This window comes from Streptomyces sp. cg35 (assembly GCF_050410835.1).
Lineage (GTDB): Bacteria > Actinomycetota > Actinomycetes > Streptomycetales > Streptomycetaceae > Streptomyces.
The window spans coordinates 7345635-7369331 of record NZ_CP191268.1 but is presented as its reverse complement, the minus strand read 5'-3'; the positions used below and the strand labels follow the sequence as shown (position 1 = coordinate 7369331).

Annotated in this window: 22 protein-coding genes; 2 read left to right on the top strand and 20 right to left on the bottom strand. The window is 70.8% G+C overall.

The features are described from left to right. Positions 1–2: 2 nt before the first annotated feature. The 14 genes from ACQUQD_RS33760 to ACQUQD_RS33695 form a co-directional block, all read right to left on the bottom strand. A complete protein-coding gene (locus tag ACQUQD_RS33760) occupies positions 3–1406 on the bottom strand; it encodes an MFS transporter (protein WP_428955972.1) in 1404 nt (467 codons plus the stop codon). A gap of 101 nt (positions 1407–1507) precedes the next feature. Further along, positions 1508–1942, bottom strand: a complete 435-nt coding sequence (gene nusB / locus ACQUQD_RS33755; RefSeq protein WP_428955971.1) for a transcription antitermination factor NusB — start codon at positions 1940–1942, stop codon at positions 1508–1510. 2 nt (positions 1943–1944) lie between these two features. Continuing rightward, a complete protein-coding gene (gene efp, locus ACQUQD_RS33750) occupies positions 1945–2511 on the bottom strand; it encodes an elongation factor P (protein WP_428955970.1) in 567 nt (188 codons plus the stop codon). A 72-nt stretch (positions 2512–2583) separates the two neighbouring features. Then, the gene (locus tag ACQUQD_RS33745; RefSeq protein ID WP_428955969.1) at positions 2584–3702 is read right to left on the bottom strand and encodes an aminopeptidase P family protein; all 1119 of its coding nucleotides are present in this window, start codon (positions 3700–3702) and stop codon (positions 2584–2586) included. An 85-nt stretch (positions 3703–3787) separates the two neighbouring features. Further along, positions 3788–4621, bottom strand: coding sequence for a Pro-rich N-terminal domain-containing protein (locus tag ACQUQD_RS33740; RefSeq protein ID WP_428955968.1), 834 nt, complete (start codon positions 4619–4621; stop codon positions 3788–3790). A 134-nt stretch (positions 4622–4755) separates the two neighbouring features. Beyond that, a complete protein-coding gene (aroB, locus tag ACQUQD_RS33735) occupies positions 4756–5847 on the bottom strand; it encodes a 3-dehydroquinate synthase (RefSeq protein WP_428955967.1) in 1092 nt (363 codons plus the stop codon). Next, on the bottom strand, positions 5844–6359 hold the full coding sequence (locus ACQUQD_RS33730; RefSeq protein WP_428955966.1) for a shikimate kinase: 516 nt from the start codon (positions 6357–6359) through the stop codon (positions 5844–5846). The genes aroB and ACQUQD_RS33730 overlap by 4 nt, the downstream gene beginning before the upstream one ends. Further along, the gene (gene aroC / locus ACQUQD_RS33725) at positions 6356–7540 is read right to left on the bottom strand and encodes a chorismate synthase (protein WP_428955965.1); all 1185 of its coding nucleotides are present in this window, start codon (positions 7538–7540) and stop codon (positions 6356–6358) included. Before aroC ends, ACQUQD_RS33730 begins: the two co-directional genes overlap by 4 nt. Before the next feature lie 143 nt (positions 7541–7683). After that, positions 7684–8517: a shikimate dehydrogenase gene (locus ACQUQD_RS33720; RefSeq protein ID WP_428955964.1), complete on the bottom strand. Its 834-nt coding sequence runs from the start codon at positions 8515–8517 to the stop codon at positions 7684–7686. Further along, the gene (mltG, locus tag ACQUQD_RS33715; protein ID WP_428955963.1) at positions 8498–10138 is read right to left on the bottom strand and encodes an endolytic transglycosylase MltG; all 1641 of its coding nucleotides are present in this window, start codon (positions 10136–10138) and stop codon (positions 8498–8500) included. The genes ACQUQD_RS33720 and mltG overlap by 20 nt, the downstream gene beginning before the upstream one ends. Positions 10139–10266: 128 nt before the next feature. Beyond that, complete coding sequence (ruvX, locus tag ACQUQD_RS33710; RefSeq protein ID WP_428955962.1) at positions 10267–10731, bottom strand: Holliday junction resolvase RuvX; 465 nt, start codon at positions 10729–10731, stop codon at positions 10267–10269. Further along, on the bottom strand, positions 10731–13403 hold the full coding sequence (gene alaS, locus ACQUQD_RS33705) for an alanine--tRNA ligase (RefSeq protein WP_428955961.1): 2673 nt from the start codon (positions 13401–13403) through the stop codon (positions 10731–10733). Before alaS ends, ruvX begins: the two co-directional genes overlap by 1 nt. Beyond that, positions 13403–13768, bottom strand: coding sequence for a DUF6167 family protein (locus ACQUQD_RS33700; protein ID WP_428955960.1), 366 nt, complete (start codon positions 13766–13768; stop codon positions 13403–13405). Before ACQUQD_RS33700 ends, alaS begins: the two co-directional genes overlap by 1 nt. Before the next feature lie 7 nt (positions 13769–13775). Next, positions 13776–14222, bottom strand: coding sequence for a DUF948 domain-containing protein (locus ACQUQD_RS33695; protein WP_428955959.1), 447 nt, complete (start codon positions 14220–14222; stop codon positions 13776–13778). Between the two features lie 187 nt (positions 14223–14409). Here ACQUQD_RS33695 and ACQUQD_RS33690 point away from each other — a divergent pair, with 187 nt between their 5' ends. Then, positions 14410–16626: an ATP-binding protein gene (locus ACQUQD_RS33690; protein ID WP_428955958.1), complete on the top strand. Its 2217-nt coding sequence runs from the start codon at positions 14410–14412 to the stop codon at positions 16624–16626. A 30-nt stretch (positions 16627–16656) separates the two neighbouring features. On the opposite strand, the gene rpsD is transcribed toward ACQUQD_RS33690, so the two are convergent. From rpsD to ACQUQD_RS33660, 6 genes are all read right to left on the bottom strand, one after another. Then, positions 16657–17271 (bottom strand): 30S ribosomal protein S4, encoded by a 615-nt coding sequence (rpsD, locus tag ACQUQD_RS33685; protein ID WP_428955957.1) that lies wholly within the window; start codon positions 17269–17271, stop codon positions 16657–16659. 353 nt (positions 17272–17624) lie between these two features. Further along, positions 17625–18377: an HNH endonuclease family protein gene (locus ACQUQD_RS33680; RefSeq protein ID WP_428955956.1), complete on the bottom strand. Its 753-nt coding sequence runs from the start codon at positions 18375–18377 to the stop codon at positions 17625–17627. A 37-nt stretch (positions 18378–18414) separates the two neighbouring features. Continuing rightward, positions 18415–19770, bottom strand: a complete 1356-nt coding sequence (locus ACQUQD_RS33675) for a replication-associated recombination protein A (protein WP_428955955.1) — start codon at positions 19768–19770, stop codon at positions 18415–18417. A gap of 45 nt (positions 19771–19815) precedes the next feature. After that, positions 19816–20457 (bottom strand): vitamin K epoxide reductase family protein, encoded by a 642-nt coding sequence (locus ACQUQD_RS33670; RefSeq protein ID WP_428955954.1) that lies wholly within the window; start codon positions 20455–20457, stop codon positions 19816–19818. 147 nt (positions 20458–20604) lie between these two features. Then, positions 20605–21870 carry a histidine--tRNA ligase gene (gene hisS, locus ACQUQD_RS33665; RefSeq protein ID WP_428955953.1) on the bottom strand — a complete coding sequence of 422 codons (1266 nt, stop codon included), beginning with the start codon at positions 21868–21870 and terminating at the stop codon, positions 20605–20607. A gap of 13 nt (positions 21871–21883) precedes the next feature. Continuing rightward, positions 21884–22597, bottom strand: a complete 714-nt coding sequence (locus ACQUQD_RS33660; RefSeq protein ID WP_428955952.1) for an MBL fold metallo-hydrolase — start codon at positions 22595–22597, stop codon at positions 21884–21886. A gap of 178 nt (positions 22598–22775) precedes the next feature. On the opposite strand from ACQUQD_RS33660, the gene ACQUQD_RS33655 reads away from it, so the two are divergent. Next, a complete protein-coding gene (locus ACQUQD_RS33655; RefSeq protein ID WP_428955951.1) occupies positions 22776–23630 on the top strand; it encodes a peptidylprolyl isomerase in 855 nt (284 codons plus the stop codon). The last annotated feature ends 67 nt before the right edge of the window (positions 23631–23697 follow it).

Below are 23697 nucleotides of genomic sequence, written 5' to 3'. Positions count from 1 at the left end.
CGTCATGCGGTTCTCTGGTCTCGGTCGGCGGGGTCGGCGTCGGCGGCTGCACGCAGCCGGGTCAGTTCGGCCTCGGTGAGGCGGTAGCGGGCCAGCAGCGGAAGACTGAGCAGGAGCAGGGCGGCGGGCAGGGCGCCGAAGCCGACGACGATCGCGGTGAGCGCGGAGTCGGGCTGGGCGACGCGGTGGTCGGCGTCGGACGAGACGAAGTCGCCGAGCGCGAGCACGAGCCCGAACAGGCCGGGCCCCAGCGCGAGTCCGAGCGTCTCGCCCGCGGTCCACAGCCCGGTGAAGACCCCGGCCCGGCGGCGTCCGCTCGTGTACGCGTCGGCGGCGATCGCGTCCCCGAGCATCGCCATCGGCAGCATCTGCATGCCCGCGTATCCGACGCCGGCCGCGGCCACGGCGACGTAGATCAGGGCGGCCGGCAGCTCCCGCCCGGCCGCCGCGGCCAGCGCCCCGAGCAGGAAGCAGAGGGAGGCGCCGATCGCCGCGTTCCGCTTGCCGGTCCGGCGTCCCACGGCCAGCCAGAGCGGCATCGCGAGCAGCGACGGGACGATGAGGCAGGCGAAGAGCAGGGTCGTGGCGCCGGGGTCGTCGAGGATGTACGTCGCGAAGTACTGGGTGCCCGCCAGCATCAGGCCCGTCGCGGCGGCCTGGGTGACGAAGGCGCCGAGCAGCCGGGCGAAGGGCGCGTTGCCCCGGGCGGCGCGGAGCTGTGCGCGCAGGCCGGGCTCGCTCGTCGTACGGATGGCGCTCGTCGTCCCCGCCGTCGCGGCCACGGCGGCGAGCATGCCGACGGCGAGGAGCGCGCCGATCACCACGCCCATCAGCCGGTAGCCGCCCGCGCTGCCCCGGTCGTCGGCGGTGGATCCGGCGAGCAGCGGCGCGACGGCACCGGACAGCAGGATCGCGACCGCCAGGAACGCCACGCGCCAGGACATGACGCGGGCGCGCTCGTCCGGATCGGCGGTGAGTTCCGCGGGCAGCGCGACGTAGGGGACCTGGAAGCAGGCGTACGCGGAGGCGGTGAGCAGGAACAGGACGGCGACGTACGCGGCCGCGGGTCCGCCGTCGAGGCCCGGCGCGGCGAACATGGCGGCGAAGCAGAGCGGCATGGTGAGCGCGCCGAACAGCATCCAGGAGCGGCGGGGGCCGAGACGGGCCCGGGTGCTGCGGTCGGAGAGGCTGCCGATCCAGGGGTTGAGCAGCACGTCCCACGCCTTGGGCAGGAAGACGAGCAGTCCTGCGAGGCCCGCGCCGACGCCGAGGACGTCGGTCAGGTAGTAGAGCAGGAGCAGACCGGGGACGGTGCCGAAGGTGCCGGTGGCGAAGGAGCCGAGGCCGTAGCCGACGCGCACTCGCGCGCCGAGACCGCTGGGACGGCTGGGGCCTGTTGGGGACATGGCCAGAATTTAGTGAGGTCCCCGGGGAACGCACCAGGCCCGAAGCAGAACATTGTTCAAGTTCTGCTTCGGGCCTGCGGAGAACGGTGCGCTCTGCGGCGTTATGCCTGGTCGCGGCGGAGCGCCGGCTTCAGGTCCTTGAAGCGGGCCAGAAGTCCGTTGATGAACGCCGGGGAATCGTCGGTGGAGAACTCCTTGGCGAGCGAGACCGCCTCGTCGAGCACCACGGCGTCCGGCGTTCCGTCGACCCAGATCAGCTCGTAGGCGCCGAGCCGCAGGATGTTGCGGTCGACGACCGGCATCCGGTCCAGCGTCCAGTCGACGGCGTACTGCGAGATCAACTCGTCGATGCGGCGGGCCTGCGGGGCGTACCCCTCGACCAGCTCCATCGTGTACTCGCTGACGGGCGGCTGCTGGGGGTCGCTGTGCGAGTTCTTGACCCAGTCCGCGAGGACCGTCACGACGTCGGCGCCGCGCTGGTCGGCCTCGAAGAGGATCTGGAAGGCTCGCTTGCGGGCCGTGTTACGGGCAGCCACGGTTAGCTGTTCACCCGGCCGAGGTAGCCGCTGTCACGGGTGTCGACCTTGATCTTCTCGCCCGTGGTGATGAAGAGCGGGACCTGGATCTGGTGGCCGGTCTCCAGCGTGGCGGGCTTGGTGCCACCGGTGGAGCGGTCGCCCTGGACGCCCGGCTCGGTCTCCTGGACGACGAGCTCGACGGCGGCGGGCAGCTCAATGAAGAGCACCTCGCCCTCGTGCTGCGCGACGGAGGCGTTGAAGCCCTCGATCAGGAAGTTGGCGGCGTCGCCGACGGCCTTGCGGTCGACGTGCAGCTGGTCATAGGTCTCCATGTCCATGAAGACGAAGTAGTCGCCGTCCATGTACGAGAACTGCATGTCGCGCTTGTCGATCGTGGCCGTCTCGACCTTGACGCCGGCGTTGAACGTCTTGTCGACGACCTTGCCGGAGAGCACGTTCTTGAGCTTGGTGCGCACGAAGGCCGGGCCCTTGCCGGGCTTGACGTGCTGGAACTCGACGACGGACCAGAGCTGGCCCCCGTCGAGCTTGAGCACCAGGCCGTTCTTGAGGTCGTTCGTGGAAGCCACGGTTGCGGAATCTCCTGGACTGACGTGGACGACCCCGGGGCACACACTCGGCTCCTGGCCGGAATTCTCCGGCTAGAGCGCGAGCAGCTCCTTGGTCGTGATGGTGAGTAGCTCGGGTCCGCCGTCCGCCTCGGGGCGGACGACGAGCGTGTCATCGATCCGGACGCCGCCCCGGCCCGGGAGGTGGACCCCCGGTTCGACGGTGACCGGCACACAAGCGTCAAGTTTACCCATGGCGGCGGGGGCCAACTGCGGGTCCTCGTCGATTTCGAGTCCCACCCCGTGTCCGGTCAGCTGCGCGAGCCCGTCACCATACCCTCCCGCGTCCAGTACGTGGCGGGCGGCCCGGTCCACCTCACGGCACTCGACGCCGGGCACCAGGCTCTCCCGTCCGGCCCGCTGGGCTGCGAAGACGAGGTCGTACAGCTCGATCTGCCAGTCGGCGGGCGAGGTCCCGATGACGAAGGTCCGGCCGATCTCGCAGCGGTATCCGCGGTACGTCGCGCCCAGGCACACCGAGAGGAAGTCGCCCTCCTCGACACGGCGGTCGCCGGGGCGGTGGCCGCCGCGCCCGGAGTTCGGGCCCGTGCCCACGGACGTCGGGAAGGCCGGGCCGTCGGCGCCGTGGTCGACGAGCCGGCGTTCCAGTTCGAGGGCGAGATGGCGCTCGGTGCGGCCCACGAGGATCGATTCGAGCAGCTCGCCCAGCGCCTGGTCGGCGATCTCGGCGGCGATGCGCAGGCAGGAGATCTCGTCCTCGTCCTTGACCAGCCGCAGCTGCTCGACGGCCTTGTTCAGGTCGGCCAGGCGCAGCCCGGGCGCGACCGAGCCGAGCGCGCGGTGCCGGGCCATCGTCAGATGGTGCTCCTCGACGGCCAGCGAATCGGCGCCCTGCGCGGCGGCCACATCGGCGGCGGCGACGGCGGGATCCCCGCCAGGAGCGGCGAGGACCTGCACGCGCAGCTCCTCGTCGGCACGCCCCTCGGCGGTCTGGCCGCTGGGCGGGCGCGCGCACAGCAGTACGTCGCCGCTGCCGCCGGGATCCCGGCCCAGCAGGAGGACGGCGCCGTGCGGCGCCGCTCCGGCGAGATAGCGGACGTTGGCGGGGCGCGACACGAGGGCGGCCGCGCAGCCGCCCGCCGTCGCGCGCTCTCTGAGCCGGTCCCGTCGGGCCGCGTACACCTCTGCCATGAGGCCGAGCGTACGAGCGGGTGCGCCAGGTGGCCGGTTCAGCGCGTCCGGACGGGCGTCGGCACGTCCGTTCCCCGGGGGACGGTCACCACTGGGGTGGACTCGCGATGGCCCGGGCGAGCACCTCGTCCAGGACCTGCGCGGTGCCGGCCACGTCGAGCTGGGAGTTGTCGATGATGGGCAGGCCGGAGCCGTACCAGCCGGCCATGCGTCCGTGGATGCGGGCGACCTCCTCGTCGGTGAGGCGTCGGTTCCCGCTGCGCTGCGCGTTGCGCTCGAGGACGATCTCGAGGCCCGGCAGCAGGACGACCGGCAGCAGGCCGGGGCCGACGTGCCGCTTCCAGCCGCCGAGGCCGACGACCGGCCGGTCCGGGAAGACGGCGTCGTCGAGGATGCAGGAGATCCCGTTCGCCAAAAAGTTCCGTGCGGCGAAGCCGCAGGTGCGGCGGGCCAGGCGGTACTGCGCCTCGCTGTTGTCGTTCCACCCGGTCTGCGGGTCGGCGAAGCCGGAGCGCACCCATTCGCGTACGTCGTCGAGGCTGATGTGGGCCGTCGGGACGCGGCGGCTCTCCGCCCAGTACTTGGCGACGCTGGTCTTGCCGGCGCCGGCCGGGCCGATGAGCAGGACGGCGAGGGTCGTCGCGGCCGGGTCGGCCGGAGCCTGCGCGGGCGGCGGGCTCGGCACGGCGACCGGAGCGCCGGGCGGGAGCTGGACGTGCCCCGTGGTGTCGCGCTGCGGCGGGGCGGGCGGGCGCGGGGCCTGTGGTGCCTGCGGGTGCGGCGGCACCTGCGGATGGTGCGCCTGGGCACCGGCGAATCCGGGCGCGCCGGGGCGCGCTTGTGTCTGCGTCCACGGGACGGCCGGTCCGTGCCCCGGCCGATGGGGTGGTGGCAGCGGAGACCCCACTGCGTGCTGCATCCGGTGCCACTCCGTCTCGTACAACCGTCAATGAGGCGCCGGCGATCAGGGCGCTACCGAACGGTACCGCCCCCGGCCGCCGTTGTGTGAACGGCCGGGGACGTCACAAAGTGCCCGTAGTCGAACGAGGGGCGCTATTCGGCCACTTCGCCATAGGCGGCGAGGAGGACGGCGGGGTCGGGCCCCTCCAGGACGGTGGGCTTGCCCAGCCCGTCGAGGACGATGAAGCGCAGCAGGTTGCCGCGCGACTTCTTGTCGACCTTCATGGTCTCCAGGAGCTTGGGCCACTGGTCGTAGCGGTAGCTCAGCGGGAGACCGACGGACTCCAGGACGGTGCGGTGCCGGTCGGCCGTCGCGTCGTCGAGGCGTCCGGCCAGGCGGCCGAGTTCGGCGGCGAAGTGCATGCCCACCGAGACCGCCGCGCCGTGGCGCCACTTGTAGCGCTCGTTCTTCTCGATGGCGTGCGCGAGCGTGTGCCCGTAGTTGAGGATCTCGCGCAGACCCGACTCCTTCAGGTCGCCGGAGACCACCTCGGCCTTGACCTTGATGGACCGCTCGATCAGCTCGGCGGTGTGCGGGCCGGCCGGTGTGCGGGCGGCCTGCGGGTCCTCCTCGATGAGCTCCAGGATCCGCTCGTCGGCGATGAATCCGGCCTTGATGATCTCGGCGAGGCCGGACACGTAGTCGTGGACGGGGAGGGAGTCGAGCGCGGCGAGGTCGCAGAGCACCCCGGCCGGCGGGTGGAAGGCGCCCACCAGGTTCTTGCCCTCGGCGGTGTTGATGCCGGTCTTGCCGCCGACCGCGGCGTCGACCATGGCGAGCACGGTCGTCGGGACGGCGATCCAGCGCACGCCGCGCAGCCAGGTCGCCGCCACGAACCCGGCCAGGTCCGTGCTGGCGCCGCCGCCGACACCGACGATGACGTCGCTGCGCGTGAAGTGGGACTGCCCGAGGGCCTTCCAGCAGTACGCGGCGACCTCGGCGGTCTTGGCCTCCTCGGCGTTCGGCACCTGGATGGCGACGGCCTCGAAGCCCTGGTCGGCCAGGTCGGCGCGGAGCGCCTCGCCCGTCTCGGCCAGCGCCTCGGGGTGCACGACGGCGACCCGCTTGGCCTGGTCGCCGATCAACGAGCCCAGCTCGCCCAGGAGTTGACGGCCCACCAGCACCTCGTACGGGTCGGTACCGGCGGTGCCGCCGACCTGGATACGGGTCACTTCGTCACTCATGCCTGCTTCAACTCCAGTGCGTCGAGGACGGCCTGGGCCACCTCGTCGGGGGTGCGGCCGTCGGTGGCCACGACCACCCCGGCCACGTCGGTGTACAGGTGGCGCCGCGCCTCCATCAGTTCCCGCCACTGCTTGCGCGGGTTGACGGCGAGCAGCGGCCGGGCCACGTTCAGGCCGGTGCGCTTGGCCGCTTCCTCGACGTCCATCGAGAGGTAGACGACGCGGTGGCCGGCCAGCAGATCGCGGGTGTCGGCGTCGAGGATCGCGCCGCCGCCCAGGGCGAGGACCCCGTCGTGCTCGGCGAGCGCGGCCGCGACGGAGGCCTTCTCCAGCGCCCTGAACCGCGCCTCGCCCTCATCGACGAAGATCTCGGCGATGGTGCGGCCCTGCGCGGCCACGATGTCGTCGTCGGTGTCCCGGAACGCGCAGTCGAGGCGCTCCGCGAGCATGCCGCCCACGGTCGACTTGCCCACGCCCATCGGGCCGACGAGAACGACCTTCGGGCCGCTCACCGGATCTGCAGGTTGTCGAGGTACGACGTCACGTTGCGCCGCGTCTCGGGCACGCTGTCGCCACCGAACTTCTCCGCGACCGCGTCCGCGAGGACCAGGGCGACCATGGCCTCGGCGACGATGCCGGCGGCCGGCACGGCGGAGACGTCGGAGCGCTGGTGGTGGGCCTGCGTGGCCTCGCCGGTGGTGACGTCCACGGTCTTCAGGGCGCGCGGCACGGTCGCGATCGGCTTCATCGCGGCGCGGACCCGCAGCAGCTCACCGGTGGACAGGCCGCCCTCGGTGCCGCCCGCGCGTCCGGAGACCCGACGGATGCCCTCGGGGGTGTTGACGATCTCGTCGTGCGCCTGCGAACCCGGCACCCGCGCCAGGTCGAAGCCGTCGCCGATCTCGACGCCCTTGATGGCCTGGATGCCCATGAGCGCACCGGCGAGACGGGCGTCCAGCTTGCGGTCCCAGTGCACGTGCGAGCCGAGGCCGACCGGTACCCCGTAGGCCAGCACCTCGACGACGCCGCCGAGGGTGTCGCCGTCCTTGTGGGCCTGGTCGACCTCCGCGACCATCGCCTTCGACGCGTCCGCGTCCAGGCAGCGCAGCGGGTCGGCGTCCAGCTTCTCCACGTCGGCGGGCGTCGGGTACACGTCCTGCGGCGCCTTGACGGAGCACAGCTCCACGACGTGGCTGACGATCTCGATCCCGGCCGTCTCCTTCAGGTACGACCGCGCGATCGCACCGAGCGCGACCCGGGCGGCGGTCTCCCGCGCCGAGGCCCGCTCCAGGATCGGCCGCGCCTCGTCGAACCCGTACTTCTGCATGCCCGCGAGGTCCGCGTGGCCCGGCCGGGGCCGGGTCAGCGGCGCGTTGCGCGCGAGGTCCTTGAGGATCTCCGGGTCGACCGGGTCGGCCGCCATGACCTGTTCCCACTTGGGCCACTCGGTGTTGCCGACCATCACCGCGACCGGCGAGCCGAGGGACAGTCCGTGCCGGACGCCGCCGAGGAAGGTGACCTCGTCGCGCTCGAACTTCATCCGCGCCCCGCGCCCATACCCCAGACGCCGCCTGGCCAGGTGGTCCGCCACCATCTCCGTGGTGATCGGAACGCCGGCGGGAAGCCCCTCCAGCGTCGCGACAAGTGCGGGTCCGTGCGACTCCCCCGCGGTCAGCCAGCGCAACCTGCTCAACGGTGCTCCTCATGCTCGCGCTCTGCGTTACGGCTCGACGACCGGTACCGGGTGCGCGGCCCGGCCCGCCGTCGTCCCCCGATCCTCCCATGCCCCGCAGGTGAGCTGTCGCCCTGTCCGCCCTCCGGACGACGCGTGAGACGTCAGCCGAGCGCCCGCAGCGCCGCCTCGCGCATGGCGGCGAGCACCGGCCGCCGGTCCCCCGTGAACTGCTCGAACTGGAAGACGGCCTGGTGCACGAGCAGGTCGAGACCGCTCAGCACGTGGCCGCCTCGCTGCTGCCAGGCCGCCGCGAGGGGCGTCGGCCACGGGTCGTAGACCACGTCGAAGAGGGTCCCCACTTGCTGCGGCACCTCGGCCACCAGGTGGTCCGTGCCGCCCTTGGGCGTCGTGGAGATCACCAGGGGCGCCGCGAAGGCGCGCGCCGCGTCCGCCCAGTCCGCGGTCCGCACCCGGACCCCGAGCCGCTCGCCCCAGCCGCGCATCTCGTCGGCGCGCTGCTCGCTGCGCACGTAGGCGACGACCTCGCCGGTGCAGATGCGGGAGAGGGCGGCGAGTGCCGACGACGCGGTGGCCCCGGCGCCGAGGATCGCCGCAGAGTCGGTCTTCTCCACGCCGCGCTCGTGCAGCGCGGCGACGAGCCCCGGGATGTCGGTGTTGTCGCCGTACTTCCGCCCGTCGGGGTGGAGGACCACGGTGTTCACGGCCTCCACGGACGCCGCGGTGTCGGTGATCCCGTCGAGCAGCGGTATGACGGCCCGCTTGAGGGGCATCGTCAGCGACAGACCGGCCCACTCCGGGCCGAGCCCCGCGAGGAACCCCTCCAGCGCGGCCTCGTCGATGTCGAACCGGTCGTACGTCCAGTCGTGCAGACCCAGCGCCGCGTATGCCGCGTTGTGCAGCTGCGGGGACAGGGAGTGGGCGATGGGCGACCCGAGTACGGCCGCCCTGCGCGCATCAGTTGCCCTGGCTGGCATTGAACTTGTCCCTCAGCTTCTCGAACTCGGCGTGGGTCTTCGCGAACTCCGTCTTGTTCATGCCGTCCGTGGCCACGAAGTACATCCAGCCGTCGGTCGTCGGATTGAGCGTCGCGGCGAACGCCTCGTCACCGGGGTTGTCGATAGGCCCGGGCGGCAGACCCTTGCGCGTGTAAGTGTTGTACGGGTCCTTGTTGCTGTTGATCTCGGACTCGCCGATGTTGATGTTGCTCTGACCCTTGAGGTAGTTGAAGGTCGAGTCGAACTGCAGGAGCTGGTTGGTCTCCGTGTTCGTCGGCTTGAGGCGGTTGTAGACGACCTCGGCCATCCTGCGGAAGTCGTCGTGCGTCTTGCCCTCGGCCTGCACGAGGCTGGCCACGGTGAGCACCTGCCAGGGGCTCTCGAGGTCGAGACTCTTGGCCTTGCCCTCCAGGTCGAGCTTGTCGTACCGCTCGTTCGCCTGGCCGACCATCTGTTTCAGTACGTCGTCGGGCTTCATGCCCTTGGCGACGGCGTAGCTGGACGGGAAGAGGAAGCCCTCCAGCGGATCCTTCACGTTCGCGTGGTTCATCGCCCAGTCGGGCAGGCCGAGGCTCTTGTAGTCCTTCTTCGCGACCTTGGCCGTGGTGCCCTTGGAGACCTCGAGCTTCCGGTCGATCTGCTCGTAGATCCAGGCGTTCCGCCTGCCCTCGGGGATGGTCAGATTGGCCCGGCTCTTCGGGCTCAGCATCAGATCGACGGCGCTCGCACCCGACATCTCCTTCTGCAGGATGTAGGCGCCGGCCTGGATCGTCTTGCCCTTGGGGTCCGCCGACTGGGCGGCCACGAAGGAGTCGACGCTCTGGACGACTCCGGCTTCCTTCAGCGCGCGCCCGATGTCATAACCGCCCCAGCCCTTCTGGATGACGACGGTGACGTTCTCCCCGTTCCCGTCCCCCGAGAAGTCCGGCGCCGAGCCGAAACGATCCTGGTAGAACTGGTAGCCGAAATAGCCGACGCCGCCGACACCGGCCGCGAAGACCGCGGTCAGGACGAGGCACGCGCAACCGCTGCGGCGCTTCTTCGGTTTCCGGCCGCCTCGGCCGCGACGGCCGCCGCGACTGTCGTCCTCGTAGTCGTCCTCGTCGTCACCGCCACCACTGAAGAACGCGTGTTCTCCCTGGTCGGGGCCCGCGTCCCACTCCGGCTCGGGTTCGGGCGCACGGCGCCGGCCCGGCGGCTCGGGCGGCGGGTAGGCGCCGGGGGTGTCGTAGTAGTCCGGCTGTTCAGCGTTGTACGCGGCGGACTGGCCGGTGTTGTACGGGTCCATGGGGTCGGAGCCGTACGGGACCTGACCGTGCGTGCCGGTGGTGTCCCAGCCGCCCTGCCCCTGCTGTCCGCCGTACGCCTGCTGCCCGTATCCCGGGTCGTGCGCATACCCGGGATCCTGGCCGTACCCGGATTGCTGTCCCGCGCCCCAGTCACCCTCGTACGCCTGCTGCGACTGCTGGGGGTGGTACTGCTCGTGGCCGCCGTAGGCAGACTGGCCGTGCCCGGCCTGCTGCCCCCATCCCTGGTCCCCGTACAGCGGGTCCTCGGGATGCCACGGTTCGGAGCCTTGGCCCCGGCCATACTCAGTCATCGGTCCCCTACAAGCCGCGAGGCGGTGGGGAGCCCATGCCCGGTCAGGAGAGCAACCGTTCCGCCTCTTGATGCTGTGCGGCAGCTGTTCGAACGCCGCCGGTCGCGCGGAACGTTACCGTACCGCGATCAGATGACCACTTCGACGCCCTCACCGGGAGCAACGCCTGACGCCCGTTCGGACTCCAGTGCCTGCTGGAGGATGATGACGGCCGCCGCCTGGTCGATGACAGAGCGGCCCTTTTTGGACTTAACGCCGGAGGCGCGCAGCCCCTGACTCGCCGTCACTGTGGTCATCCTCTCGTCCAGGAGTCTCACCGCAACGGGTGCGATGCCCCGCGCCAGCTCCTGGGCGAAGCCGCGGACCTTGGCGGCCGCCGGGCCCTCGCCCCCCTTGAGGGAGCGAGGGAGACCGACGACGACCTCGATCGGCTCGTACTCCTCGACGAGTTGCTTCAGCCGTCGGTGGGCCGCCGGGACATCGCGTCCCGGCACCGTCTCGACGGGTGTCGCAAGGATCCCGTCGGGGTCGCAGGACGCGACCCCGATCCGGGCGTCCCCCACGTCGATGGCCAGTCGGCGGCCTCTGCGCATCAGTTGGCCGTCTCCCCGACCAGGCGCTCGACGGCGTCGATGGCGTCGCCGATGGCGGCCGGGTTCTGGCCGCCGCCCTGGGCGACGTCCGGCTTGCCGCCGCCACCGCCGCCGAGCGTCTTGGCCGCGGTGCGGACCAGCTCGCCGGCCTTGAGGCCGCGGTCACGGGCGGCGTCGTTCGTCGCGATGACCGTGAGCGGCTTGCCGTTGACCGTGGTGAACAGGGCCACCACGGCGGCGCGGCCGCCCTGGATGCGGCCCCGCACGTCGAGGACCAGCTTGCGCAGGTCGTCGGCGCCGGTGCCGTCCGGCACCTGGCCGGTGACGAGGGCGACGCCACGGACGTCCTTGGCGGAGTCGGCGAGACCGGCGGCGGCCTGCAGGACCTTCTCCGCGCGGAACTTCTCGATCTCCTTCTCGGCGTCCTTGAGCTTGCCGAGCATCGCCGAGATCTTCTCGGGCAGCTCCTCGGAGCGGCCCTTGACCAGCTCCTGGAGCTGGGCGACGACCGTGTGCTCCTTGGCCAGGAAGTTGTACGCGTCGACGCCGACCAGGGCCTCGATGCGACGCACGCCGGAGCCGATGGACGACTCGCCGAGCAGCTTCACCAGGCCGAGCTGGGCGGTGTTGTGCACGTGGGTGCCGCCGCACAGCTCCTTGGAGAAGTCGCCGATGGTGACGACGCGCACGCGCTCGCCGTACTTCTCGCCGAACTCGGCGATGGCGCCCTGCTTCTTGGCGTCGTCGATCGACATGACCTCGGCCTGCACGTCGAGCTCGCGGGCCAGGACCTCGTTGATCTTCTGCTCGACGTCCGTCATCACGGCCGTGGGCACGGCGGACGGCGAACCGAAGTCGAAGCGGAAGCGGCCCGGCTGGTTCTCCGAACCGGCCTGGGCGGCCGTCGGGCCGAGCGCGTCGCGCAGCGCCTGGTGCGTGAGGTGCGTGGCGGAGTGCGCGCGGGCGATGGCCCGGCGGCGCGTCACGTCGATGATCGCCTGCGCCGGAGCGCCGACCGTGACCTCGCCGACCTGGACGACACCCTTGTGGACGTAGACGCCCGGGACCGGCTTCTGGCAGTCGCGGATCTCGATCACCGCGCCGTTGTCCAGCTTGATGCGGCCGGTGTCGCCGATCTGGCCGCCGCCCTCGGCGTAGAACGGGGTGCGGTCGAGGACGACCTCGACCTCGTCGCCCTCGGAGGCCGCCGGCGAGGAGACGCCGTTGACCAGGAGGCCGACGACGCGGGACTCGCTGTCGGTCGAGGTGTAGCCGATGAAGTCGGTGGCGCCGGCGGCGTCCGCGATCTCGCGGTAGGCACCCATGTCGGCGTGGCCGGTCTTCTTGGCCTGGGCGTCGGCCTTGGCGCGCTCCCGCTGCTCCTTCATCAGGCGCCGGAAGCCGTCCTCGTCCACGGTCAGGCCCTGCTCGGCGGCCATCTCCAGGGTGAGGTCGATCGGGAAGCCCCACGTGTCGTGGAGCAGGAACGCCTTGTCGCCGGCGAGGACCGTGGAACCCGTGGCCTTCGTCTCGGTGACGGCGGTGTCGAGGATGTTCGTGCCGCCCTTGAGGGCCTTGAGGAACGCGGCCTCCTCGGCGAGCGCGACCTGCTCGATGCGCTTGCGGTCGGTGATCAGCTCCGGGTACTGCTCGCCCATCGTGTTGATCACGACGTCGAGCAGGTCCTGCACGACCGGTCCGGTGGCGCCGAGGATGCGCATGTTGCGGATGGCGCGGCGCATGATGCGGCGCAGCACGTAGCCACGGCCCTCGTTGCCCGGCGTGACGCCGTCACCGATGAGCATCGTCGACGTCCGCATGTGGTCGGCGACCACGCGCAGCGAGACGTCCGACTCGTGCTTGGCGCCGTAGGCGACACCGGTCAGCTCGGTGGCCTTGTCGATGACGACACGGAGGGTGTCCGTCTCGTACATGTTCTGCACGCCCTGCAGGATCATGGCGAGACGCTCGAGGCCGAGACCCGTGTCGATGTTCTGCGACGGCAGGTCACCGAGGATCTCGAAGTCCTCCTTGCCGATGCCCTGGCCGCGCTCGTACTGCATGAAGACCAGGTTCCAGATCTCCACATACCGCTCGTCGTTGACGATCGGGCCGCCCTCGGCGCCGAACTCGGGACCGCGGTCGTAGTTGATCTCGGAGCAGGGGCCGCAGGGGCCGGGGACGCCCATGGACCAGAAGTTGTCCTTCTTGCCCAGGCGCTGGATGCGCTCCTTGGGGACGCCCACGACCTCGTGCCAGATGCGCTCGGCCTCGTCGTCGTCCAGGTACACGGTGATCCAGAGCTTCTCCGGCTCCAGGCCGTAACCACCCTTGTCCTGGGGGCTGGTGAGCAGCTCCCAGGCGTACTTGATGGCGCCTTCCTTGAAGTAGTCGCCGAAGGAGAAGTTGCCGCACATCTGGAAGAAGGTGCCGTGGCGGGTGGTCTTGCCGACCTCTTCGATGTCGGGCGTGCGCACGCACTTCTGCACGCTGGTGGCGCGCGGCGCGGGCGGCTTGACCTCGCCCAGGAAGTACGGCTTGAACGGGACCATGCCCGCCGGCACGAGCAGCAGAGTCGGGTCGTCCGCGATGAGCGACGCCGAGGGCACGACCTTGTGGCCACGCTCCTCGAAGAAGCTCAGCCAGCGGCGACGGATTTCAGCCGACTCCATCAGTGGTCCTCATTCCGGTTGTTGTGCGGGTACTTCGAGCCAGCCGTGTGCTGCGTGTTCTCGATGTATTTGGGTGATGTCTTGGAGTGGTTCTCGACGACCACGAAGCGGCGCTGCGGGGGCAGTTCGGGATCCACCGGGTCGGTCAGGCCCAGCGCGTCACCGAGTTCGGCTTCGCGCTCGGCCATGTTGTCGCGGACGTCGAGGGCGAAGTCCTTGAGCCGGTGGCCCGCTTCGACGGCCTTGTTGGCGGCCTGGGCGGCGAGACTCTCGGGGGTCAGCTGCTTGAGCTTGCGGTTGACCTTGGTGGTGGCCCACACGCCGGCGGCGGCGCCCGCGGTGAACCAGAACGTACGGCGGAACATCGCTGGGTCAGTCCCTCTTATTCCGGTTGGCCCGCTTGGCGCGGCGCGACTCCGGGACCGTGCGGCCCACGATCACGGTACGACGGGTCTGCTTGGCCGGCACGTCCTTGGCGCGGCCGCCGATGGCCCGGCGCACCCCGTAGCCGAACGCGGCCACCTTGACCAGCGGGCCGCCGAAGGTGGAGGCCACGGTGGAGGAGAGCGCCGACGCGTTCGACGTGACTTCCTGGACGTCGGTGGCGATGGCGTCGACCCGGTCGATCTGCGTCTGGGCGGAGCGCACCGCGGCGGAGGCGTCGGCCAGCAGCGGGACGGCCTGTTCGGTCACGTCCGCGACCAGCTTGGTGGTCGCCCTGAGCGTCTGGGCCAGCCTCGCGAGCGCCACCGCGAGGAAGGAGACCAGGATCGCCCAGAAGACAGCCACCAGGATCCCGGCCACCTCTCCACCGGACACTTGGCACCGCTCCCTAGCTTGTTGCCGTCTGCTGTCGTCGACCGACCGCTGCCGAACATCAAAAAAGTCGTCCCCCGAGCCTATCGCGCCCCGCCCCGCACTCCGTACCGCATTCCGGCTCCGCGTGGGGGCACTTCGCCCGGAGCGATTGTACGGACTGCGTACGGATGAGTACGCTCCGTACCTCATGCAACGCTCTCTGCGCCCCGACGACATGCCGGCCGGTCCCCCGCGCCCCGGCAACCTCCCCCATGAAATGAACCGTTTCGTCGGCCGGGCGGCCGAACTCGACGCCCTGCAAGGGAATCTGGCGGCCACGCGCCTGGTGACGGTCACCGGTGCCGGCGGTGTCGGCAAGTCCCGGTTCGCCGCGCATGTCGTCGCCCGCACCCCGCGGGAGCTGTGCAGGGACGGTGTGTGGCGGGTGGAACTGGCGGCGGTGCGCCGGCCCGAGCTCGTCGAGTACACGGTCGCCGAGGCGCTCGGTCTGACCGATCACACCACGCGCCCGCCGCGCCAGGTGCTGGTCGAGCATCTCGCCGAGCGTCAACTCGTGCTCGTTCTGGACGGGTTCGAGCATCTCGTGGACGCGTGCGCCGCGCTCGTACGGGATCTACTGCGGGCCGCGCCCGGACTGCGGGTCGTCGCGGTGGGCCGCAGGCCGCTGAACCTGGCGGGCGAGCAGTTGTTCCCGCTGTCCCCGCTGACGGCGCAGGACGCGGCGGAGCTGTTCGCGGACCGGGCGACGGCGCTGCTGCCCGGCTTCCGCCTGGACGACGGCCGTCATCTGGTCGACGTCCTGGAGGTGTGCCGGCGCCTGGACTGCCTGCCGCTGGCGGTGGAGCTGGCGGCGGGCCGGCTGCGGGCCCTGTCTCCGCCGCAGCTGGTGGAGCGCCTCGACGACCGGTTCCGGCTGCTGACGGGCGGCGGGCGGGACGCGCTGCCGCGCCACCAGACGCTGCGGACGGCGATCGGCTGGAGCCATGAGCTGTGCACGGCGCCCGAGCGGATGCTGTGGGCGCGGCTGTCCGTCTTCTCCGGGCAGTTCGACCTGGAGGCGGCCGAGTACATCTGCAGCGGCGAGGGCCTGCACACGGACACGGTGCTGGACGTGCTGCACGAGCTGCTCGCGCAGTCCGTGGTGATCCGCGAGGAGTCCGCGGCCGGGGTGCGCTACCGGATGCTGGACACCGTGCGGGCGTACGGTGCCGAGTGGCTGGAGCAGATCGGCGACAGCGGCCGGATGCGGCGCCGGCACCGCGACTGGTACATGGGCCTGGCGACCTGGTGCGAGCTGGACTGGTTCTCGCCGCGGCAGGGCGAGGTGGCGGAGCGGATCGACGCGGAGCTGCCGAATCTGCGGGCGGCGCTGGAGTTCTGCCTGACCGAGCCGGGCGAGTCGCACCTGGGCCAGTATCTGGCGGGCACGCTGTGGTTCTACTGGGCGGGCTGCGGGCGGCTCACGGAGGGGCGGCACTGGCTGGACCGCAGCGTCGACCTGGAGGAGCCGGCCGAAGGGGGCGCGACGTCCGAGTACGGCGCCTCGCGGCTCAAGGCGCTGTGGGTGCTCGGTTACGTGGCGATCCTTCAGGGCGACACCGTGCCCGCGCTGGCCGCGCTGCAGGAATGCCACGACGAGGCGGAGCGCGGCGGCGACGCGACGGCGCTCGCGTACGCCGTGCACCGCACCGGCTGCCTGGCCCTGGTCACGGACGACATGCCGCGCGCCGAGCAGCTGCTGCGGGCGGCGCTGGCCAGCTACCGCGAGATCGGCGAGCTCAACAGCAATGTGCTGATGGGCCAGGTCGAGCTGGCGATGGCGCTGTCGTTCCAGGGCGAGCTGGCGGAGGCCGTGGCGCTGTGCGAGGACGTACGGCAGGTGTGCGAGGACCACGGTGAGCGCTGGACCATGGCGTACGCGCTGTATGTGCTGGGGTACGCGGCGTGGCACGCGGGCGATCCGGTCCGGGCACGCGCGCTCCTGGAGGAGTGCCTCGCCATCGACCACGAGTTCCACGATCTGCTGGGCACGGTGCTCGCGGTCGAGCTGCTGGCGCTGATCACCGTGACGGAGGGGGATGCCCCGGAGGCCGCGGTGCTGCAGGGCGCGGCGGCCCGGATCTGGCCATCGGTCGGGCTGCCGCTGTTCGGTTCGGGTCACTACAACGAGCCGCATGTGCGCTGCGAGACGCGGGCCCGGGAGGCGCTGGGCGATGCCCGGTTCGACGAACTGAAGCGCGCGGGCGAGCGGTTGGGGCACGACGAGGCGGTGGCCCGGGCGCTCGGCCGGGGCGAGCGGTGGATCGTGCCGGCGCAGGTGCCGCGCCTCGCGCGTGCGGCCGCCCCGGAAAAGCGTGAACCCGCCGCCTCCCCCACCGCGAACGGCGGGGAGACGACGGGCTGAAACGCAGGGTGAGCTACGTCCGCTGGTCGGTCAGCGGGCGTAGTACTCGACGACGAGCTGCTCGTCGCAGATCACGGGGATCTCCTTGCGGTTCGGGTCACGGTCCAGGCGGAAGGCCAGGGCCTTCAGGTTCACCTGGAGGTAACGCGGGGTCTCGCCCTCGGGGGCGAAGCCACCCTCACGCGCGACCTCGAACAGCGGCTTCTTGCGGCTGCGCTCGCGGACCATCACGACGTCGTCGGGACGGACACGGAACGAGGGCTTGTCGACCTTCTGGCCGTTGACCTCGATGTGGCCGTGGACGACCATCTGACGGGCCTGGTAGATCGTGCGGGCGATGCCCGAACGCAGAACCAGGGCGTCCAGACGACGCTCGAGCTCGACGACCAGAGCCTCACCCGTCTTGCCCTCGACCTTCTTGGCGCGGTCGTAGGCGCGGGCGAGCTGCTTCTCGCTGATGTCGTACTGGGCGCGCAGACGCTGCTTCTCGAGCAGACGGACCTTGTAGTCCGAGTTCTGCTTGCGGCCGCGGCCGTGCTCGCCCGGCGGGTAGGGGCGGGCCTCGAAGTACTTGACGGCCTTCGGGGTCAGCGCGATGCCGAGGGCACGCGACTTCTTGACCTTGGGGCGGGACTGGTTCGCCATGAACCAAACACCTCATGTTTCTGATGCGAATACGGCTTCACCAGGGTTAGGGGAGGTCGCATCCGCAGCTCGGGAAACCCCTCCATCGCGAGGATGGGTGGGCAGCCGCTCCCGGGTCTGGGCACATACGTGCAGCACGCGAGTGGCCCACCGACCTGTTCCCGGGGGTACCGGGAGGGTGGTGGGCTGCCCGCGACACCTTCGAGGTGCGCGACGCTCCTGGATCCCCTGTGCCTTGCGGTTCGGGGGATCCGGCTGGATGTCCCGCTCTGGTGGTGCCGGTTTCCCTTTCGGGAGACCGGGCGCGGGACGCAGCACTTCGCTGAAGTCTACCGGATCGGCCGGGGGCCGTTTCACTTCGGGCAGGTGGCCAGCAGATCCTGCAGGGCCAGCTTCTCCGGGGCGGTCACCGTCAGCTTGTACTTGTGCTTGATCCCGGTCCAGCGGCGCCCGTACTCGCACCAGTAGGCCCGGTTCGGCGGCTTCCACTTGTCGGGGGTCCGGCTGCTCTTCTCGTAGTTCGTGGTCTTGTCCGCGGCGAGCAGGACGTCGAGGTCGTTGGCGTACGTGAGCCGCTGCTGCGGGGTCCAGGCGTAGGCACCGGCCCGCCAGGCGGCGCCGAGGGCGACGACGTGGTCGGTCTGGATCTGGGAGGCACGGCGGTAGTAGTACGGCAGGTCCTTGCCGGTGTACGGGTCGTGGAGCGTGCCGGAGATCACCACGCAGGCGTTGCGGTCGCCCTCGCGCAGATCGCTGAGGTCGCGCCGCAGGACGTCGTCGCGGGTGTCGCACCCGTTGCGCCCGCCGGGGGCGTCCACGGCGTCGCTCCAGCCCTCGCCGAACTCGCTCCGCTTGTACGTCTGCCAGTTCTTGCCCCAGGCGACGGCGAGGGCGGCCAGCTGGCTGCGGGCCTCGGCCGGGCTCGGCGGGAAGCCCTTGCTCGCGAGGGTCTGCGGGGTGGGCGTGAGGGTCGGTGCCGCCGGCTTCGACGAGGCGGCGGGGCTGCGCCGGGCGTCGCCCCGGTCGAGCTGAGGCGGCGTACAGGAGACGGCACAGGCCAGCACGAGCACCGCCCCTGTGGCTCCCCGTCGCACCGCTCTGCCCATAGACCGAGGGTAAGTGGATCACTCCGAGGCGGCGCGCTCAGCCGCCTTCGCCGCGCAGCCGCTCCCTGACCCGCTCCACGACGTCCGCGTACCGCGCCTCGGCGCCGTAGCGCGTGGGCTCGTAGTAGCGCCGTCCGGCGATGGCGTCCGGCGCGTACTGCTGGGCCGCGATGCCACCGGGCACATCGTGCGGGTACACGTAGCCCTGGGCGTGGCCGAGCTTGGCGGCGCCCTTGTAGTGCCCGTCGCGCAGGTGCGCCGGGACGGGCCCGGCCAGACCCTTGCGGACGTCCTCCATCGCGGCGCCGATCGCGGTCGTCGCCGCGTTCGACTTCGGGGCCAGTGCCAGGGCGATCGTGGCGTGGCTGAGGGTGAGGGCCGCCTCCGGGAAGCCGATCATGGCGACGGCCTGGGCGGCGGCGACCGCGGTGGGCAGCGCCGTCGGGTCGGCGAGGCCGATGTCCTCGCTGGCCGAGATCATGAGGCGGCGGGCGATGAAGCGGGGATCCTCACCGGCCTCGATCATGCGGGCCAGATAGTGCAGCGCCGCGTCGACGTCCGAGCCGCGGATGGACTTGATCAGGGCGCTCGCCACGTCGTAGTGCTGGTCGCCGTCCCGGTCGTACTTGACCGCCGCGCGGTTGACCGTCTCCTCGACGCTTTCGAGGGTGATGGTCCCCTCGTCCTTGGCGATGGCCGCTCCGGCGGCGGCTTCCAGGGCGGTCAGCGCGCGGCGGGCGTCACCGCCGGCGACCCGCAGCAGGTGCTCCTCGGCGTCGGGTGCGAGCTCGACCGCACCGGCCAGACCCCGCTCCTCGGTGAGTGCCCGGGCCAGCAGGCCGCGCAGGTCGTCGTCCGTGAGCGGCTCGAGGGTGAGCAGGAGGGAGCGCGACAGCAGCGGGGAGATCACCGAGAAGTACGGGTTCTCCGTGGTGGCCGCGATCAGGGTCACCCAGCGGTTCTCGACGGCGGGCAGCAGGGAGTCCTGCTGGGCCTTGCTGAAGCGGTGGATCTCGTCGAGGAAGAGGACGGTCTCCTTGCCGTGGCCGCCCATCGCGCGCCGGGCGCCCTCGATGACGGCGCGGACCTCCTTGACGCCCGCGGTGATCGCGGACAGCTCCACGAACCGCTTGTTCGTCGCCTTCGAGACGACGTACGCCAGGGTCGTCTTGCCGATGCCCGGCGGGCCCCACAGGATCACGGACGACGCCCCGGCCGGGCCGGATCCGCCCTCGCCGACCAGGCGGCGCAGTGGCGATCCCTGCTTCAACAGGTGCTGCTGGCCGACGACTTCGTCGAGGGTGCGCGGGCGCATCCGTACGGCCAGGGGACTCGCGGACGGGTCCTTCTCCTGGCGGTCTTCGGCTGCGGCGGTGAACAGGTCGGGCTCCACGTCGAAAACCCTATGTCACCGCACTGACAACGCCGCGGGCAGCGGTCAGGCCCAGAGCTTGTCGCCCCAGCGCGTGAAGATCAGCACGGCGACGATGCCGATGTGCACGACGGGCAGCGCCCAGGTGAAGTCGGCGAAGAACGTCTTGAGCCAGCGCGGCGCCGGCAGGAAGTCGTTGCGGATGTTGGACGACGTGACGTACCAGAACATCAGGATCGTGGCGACCCACGCGAGGGAGCACCACAGGCACAGCGCGTTGATCCGGTACAGCGACTGGAACTGCAGCCAGGTCACGAATCCGACGCCGAAGAGGCAGCCCGCGTTGAACGTCAGCCAGTACCAGCGCGGGAAGCGGGCGCGGGCCAGCAGGCTCATGCCGACGCAGATCACGATGCCGTAGGCGACGAGGCCGAGCATCGGGTTCGGGAAGCCGAAGACCGACGCCTGGTCGCTCTTCATGATGCTGCCGCAGGAGATGACCGGGTTGATCGAGCAGCCCGGCGTGAAGTTCGGGTCCTCGAGGAGCTTGAACTTGTCGAGCGTGATGACCCACGCGGCGAGCACACCGGCCGCTCCGGTGATCACCAGGAGCAGCGCGAAGGCGCGGCTGCCGCCGACGGAGCGCGGGGCGTCCCCGGCACCTGAGTCGTGGGAGACGCTGTCGCTTGCTGTCGTCGTCTTGCTCATCACGCCGATCCGTAGGTGAGGTGTGTGGCCTGCGGGCAGGGTCATTGTGCCGCACGGGCCCCGGTCTTCACCGTTCGATGGACATAAGGACGGGCGCCCGGGAGGCGCGGAGCCCGAGGGCCCCGCGTCCCCTACGGGCCCGAGGCGTCACGCCCCGAGCTTGTCCTTGAGCACGGGCACGACCTCGGCCACCGCGACCGCCGTCTGCTCGCCGGACTCCATGTCCTTGAGCTGTACGACGCCCTCGGCGAGGTCCCGCTCACCGGCGACGATGGTGAAGCGCGCACCGGACCGGTTCGCGTTCTTCATGGCGCCCTTGAGGCCCTTGCCGCCGAAGGAGAAGTCCGCCGAGATCCCGGCCTTGCGCAGCTCCGTCACCTTGGTGAACAGCACACGGCGCGCCTCGTCGCCGAGCGGCACCGCGAACACGCTGGTGGTGGCGGGCAGTTCGAGCTCGACGCCCTCCGCCTCCAGGGCGAGGACCGTGCGGTCGACGCCGAGGGCCCAGCCGACGGACGGCAGTGAGGGGCCGCCGATCATCTCGGACAGGCCGTCGTAGCGGCCGCCGCCGCCCACCGCGGACTGCGAGCCGAGACCGTCGTGGACGAACTCGAACGTCGTCCGCGTGTAGTAGTCGAGGCCGCGGACCAGCTTCTCGTCGTCCTCGAAGGCGACGCCCTCGGCGAGGAGCAGCTCGCGCACCTGCTCGTGGTACGCCTTGCACGCGTCGCACAGGTAGTCGCGCAGCGAGGGCGCGCCCACGAGCTGCTTCTGGACGTCGGCCCGCTTGTCGTCGAGGACGCGCAGCGGGTTGATCTCGGCGCGGCGCAGCGTCTCCTCGTCGAGGTCGAGGCCGCGCAGGAAGTCCTGGAGGGCGGCCCGGTAGACGGGACGGCACTCCTTGTCGCCCAGCGAGTTCAGCAGGATGCGGAAGTTGCTGAGCCCGAGCGAGCGGTACGCCTGGTCGGCCAGGATGATCAGCTCGGCGTCCAGGGCCGGGTCCTCGGCCCCGATGGCCTCGGCGCCGACCTGGGAGAAGTGCCTGTACCGGCCCTTCTGGGGGCGCTCGTAGCGGTAGTACGAGCCCGAGTACCAGAGCTTGACCGGGAGGTTGCCCGCCTTGTGCAGGTTGGCCTCCAGGGCGGCGCGCAGCACGGACGCGGTGCCCTCGGGGCGCAGCGCGAGCTTGTCGCCGCCCTTGGTCTCGAAGGCGTACATCTCCTTGGTGACGATGTCGGTGGACTCACCGACACCGCGCGCGAACAGCTCGACGTTCTCGAAGCCGGGCGTCTCGATGTAGCCGTAGCCGGAGTTGCGCAGGGGCGTGGAGATCGCCTCGCGCACCGCGAGGTACTTCGCGGAGTCCGGCGGAATCAGGTCGTACGTGCCCTTGGGGGCCTGAAAGGTGCTCACGGGAGAAGTCTCTTCACATTCCTCGTCGGGGGGCCTGGGGCGAGTCCCCCTGGCCGGCGGCGGCCACCTGCCGCAGATACGGGTTGGTGGCGCGCTCCTGGCCGATGGTCGTCTGGGAGCCGTGCCCGGAGAGGACCACGGTCGAGTCGTCGAGCGGCAGGCACACACGGGCCAGCGATTCGAGCATGTCGTCCATGGAGCCACCGGGCAGGTCGGTGCGTCCGATGGAGCCGGCGAACAGCAGATCGCCCGAGAAGAACACCGACGGGATGTCCGCGGTCTCGGGCATCTGGAAGGCCACCGACCCCTTGGTATGGCCGGGCGCGTGCGCGACGGAGAAGTCGAGTCCGGCGAGCTTCAGCTGCGCGCCGTCGGACAGCTCCCGCACGTCGTCGGGCTCCCCCACGGTGAGCTCGCCCATCAGCGGCATGCCGATGGAGCGGCCGATGCCCTTCTCCGGGTCGCTCATCATGTAGCGGTCGGAGGGGTGGATCCACGCCGGGACGTCGTGCGCTCCGCAGACCGGGACGACCGAGGCGACATGGTCGATGTGCCCGTGCGTGAGGACGACCGCGACCGGCTTGAGCCGGTGCTTCCTGAGCGCATCCTCGACTCCCTGGGCGGCCTGGTGGCCCGGGTCGATGATCACGCACTCCTCACCGGCGGCGGGGGCGACCAGATAACAGTTGGTCCCCCAGGCCCCGGCCGGGAACCCGGCAATCAGCACGATCGTCCTTCGTATGTCGTCGAAACAGCGGTCACAGCCGTCACGGCCCTTGTTTCAGCGGAATGCGGCAGATCAGAGCCTACCGGCGCTGCCGTTTCCACAGCGAACCCATATACGGTACGGGGCACCAACCGACGGCCCGCAACCAAGGTCACGAGACGTACGAGGAGAACACCCGGTGGTCACCAAGGATCAGCGGCAGCGTCAGCTCGCCCGGGAGAAGTTCCTGCGCCAGCAGCAGCGGCGCGAGTCCGCGCGACGCAAGGCGCGCACCCGCAACACCGTGATCGCCGCGGTGCTCGCGGTGGCCGTCCTGGGCACGGGTGGCGCGTACGCCGCCGGGGCCTTCAAGGGCGACGACAAGAAGGCCAGCGCCGGCTCCGAGCCGAGCGCGAGCCCGTCGGCGTCGAAGGCGCCGGACCCGTGCGCGAAGCCCGCCGCGGGGAAGGCGAAGACGGCCACCTGGAAGAAGGAGCCGGCGATGACCATCGACAAGTCCGCCGACTACTCGATGAAGCTCGCCACGACCTGCGGCGACATCGGCATCGACCTGAAGGCGTCGGCCGCCCCGCACACGGTGAACTCGTTCAACTACCTGGCGAGCAAGGGCTTCTTCGACCACACCAAGTGCCACCGGCTCACCACCGAGGGCATCTACGTGCTGCAGTGCGGCGACCCGACGGGTACCGGGCAGGGCGGCCCGGGGTACACGATCCCGGACGAGAACCTGAAGGACTCCTCCCTGAAGAAGGCGGAGAAGACCCAGGGCACCCAGCTCTACACGTTCCCGGCGGGCACCATCGCCATGGCGAACACCGGGCAGAAGCACACGGGCGGCAGCCAGTTCTTCCTGGTCTACAAGGACAGCAAGCTCCCGGCGACGTACACCCCGTTCGGCACCATCTCCGATTCCGGGATGAAGGTTCTGAACAAGATCGCCAAGGCGGGCGCCCAGGCCGCGGACCAGACCACCGGCAACACCGCGCCGAACGCGACCGTGGTGATCAACAAGGGGACCGTCACCAAGTCCTGACCTGCCAGCTGCCAAACTTCGGTCGCGCGGGATGCGGACAGCCGCCCCGCCGGTCGCCTATGTTGGC

Coding starts and splice junctions, on each gene's coding strand:
- ACQUQD_RS33745 (WP_428955969.1), bottom strand. CDS start 3,702: ATGGCAGAGGTGTACGCGGCCCGACGGGACCGGCTCAGAGAGCGCGCG.
- ACQUQD_RS33690 (WP_428955958.1), top strand. CDS start 14,410: ATGCAACGCTCTCTGCGCCCCGACGACATGCCGGCCGGTCCCCCGCGC.
- ACQUQD_RS33680 (WP_428955956.1), bottom strand. CDS start 18,377: ATGGGCAGAGCGGTGCGACGGGGAGCCACAGGGGCGGTGCTCGTGCTG.
- ruvX (WP_428955962.1), bottom strand. CDS start 10,731: ATGCGCAGAGGCCGCCGACTGGCCATCGACGTGGGGGACGCCCGGATC.
- ACQUQD_RS33700 (WP_428955960.1), bottom strand. CDS start 13,768: ATGTTCCGCCGTACGTTCTGGTTCACCGCGGGCGCCGCCGCCGGCGTG.
- rpsD (WP_428955957.1), bottom strand. CDS start 17,271: ATGGCGAACCAGTCCCGCCCCAAGGTCAAGAAGTCGCGTGCCCTCGGC.
- ACQUQD_RS33670 (WP_428955954.1), bottom strand. CDS start 20,457: ATGAGCAAGACGACGACAGCAAGCGACAGCGTCTCCCACGACTCAGGT.
- aroB (WP_428955967.1), bottom strand. CDS start 5,847: ATGAGTGACGAAGTGACCCGTATCCAGGTCGGCGGCACCGCCGGTACC.
- alaS (WP_428955961.1), bottom strand. CDS start 13,403: ATGGAGTCGGCTGAAATCCGTCGCCGCTGGCTGAGCTTCTTCGAGGAG.
- ACQUQD_RS33760 (WP_428955972.1), bottom strand. CDS start 1,406: ATGTCCCCAACAGGCCCCAGCCGTCCCAGCGGTCTCGGCGCGCGAGTG.
- mltG (WP_428955963.1), bottom strand. CDS start 10,138: ATGACTGAGTATGGCCGGGGCCAAGGCTCCGAACCGTGGCATCCCGAG.
- ACQUQD_RS33740 (WP_428955968.1), bottom strand. CDS start 4,621: ATGCAGCACGCAGTGGGGTCTCCGCTGCCACCACCCCATCGGCCGGGG.
- ACQUQD_RS33720 (WP_428955964.1), bottom strand. CDS start 8,517: ATGCCAGCCAGGGCAACTGATGCGCGCAGGGCGGCCGTACTCGGGTCG.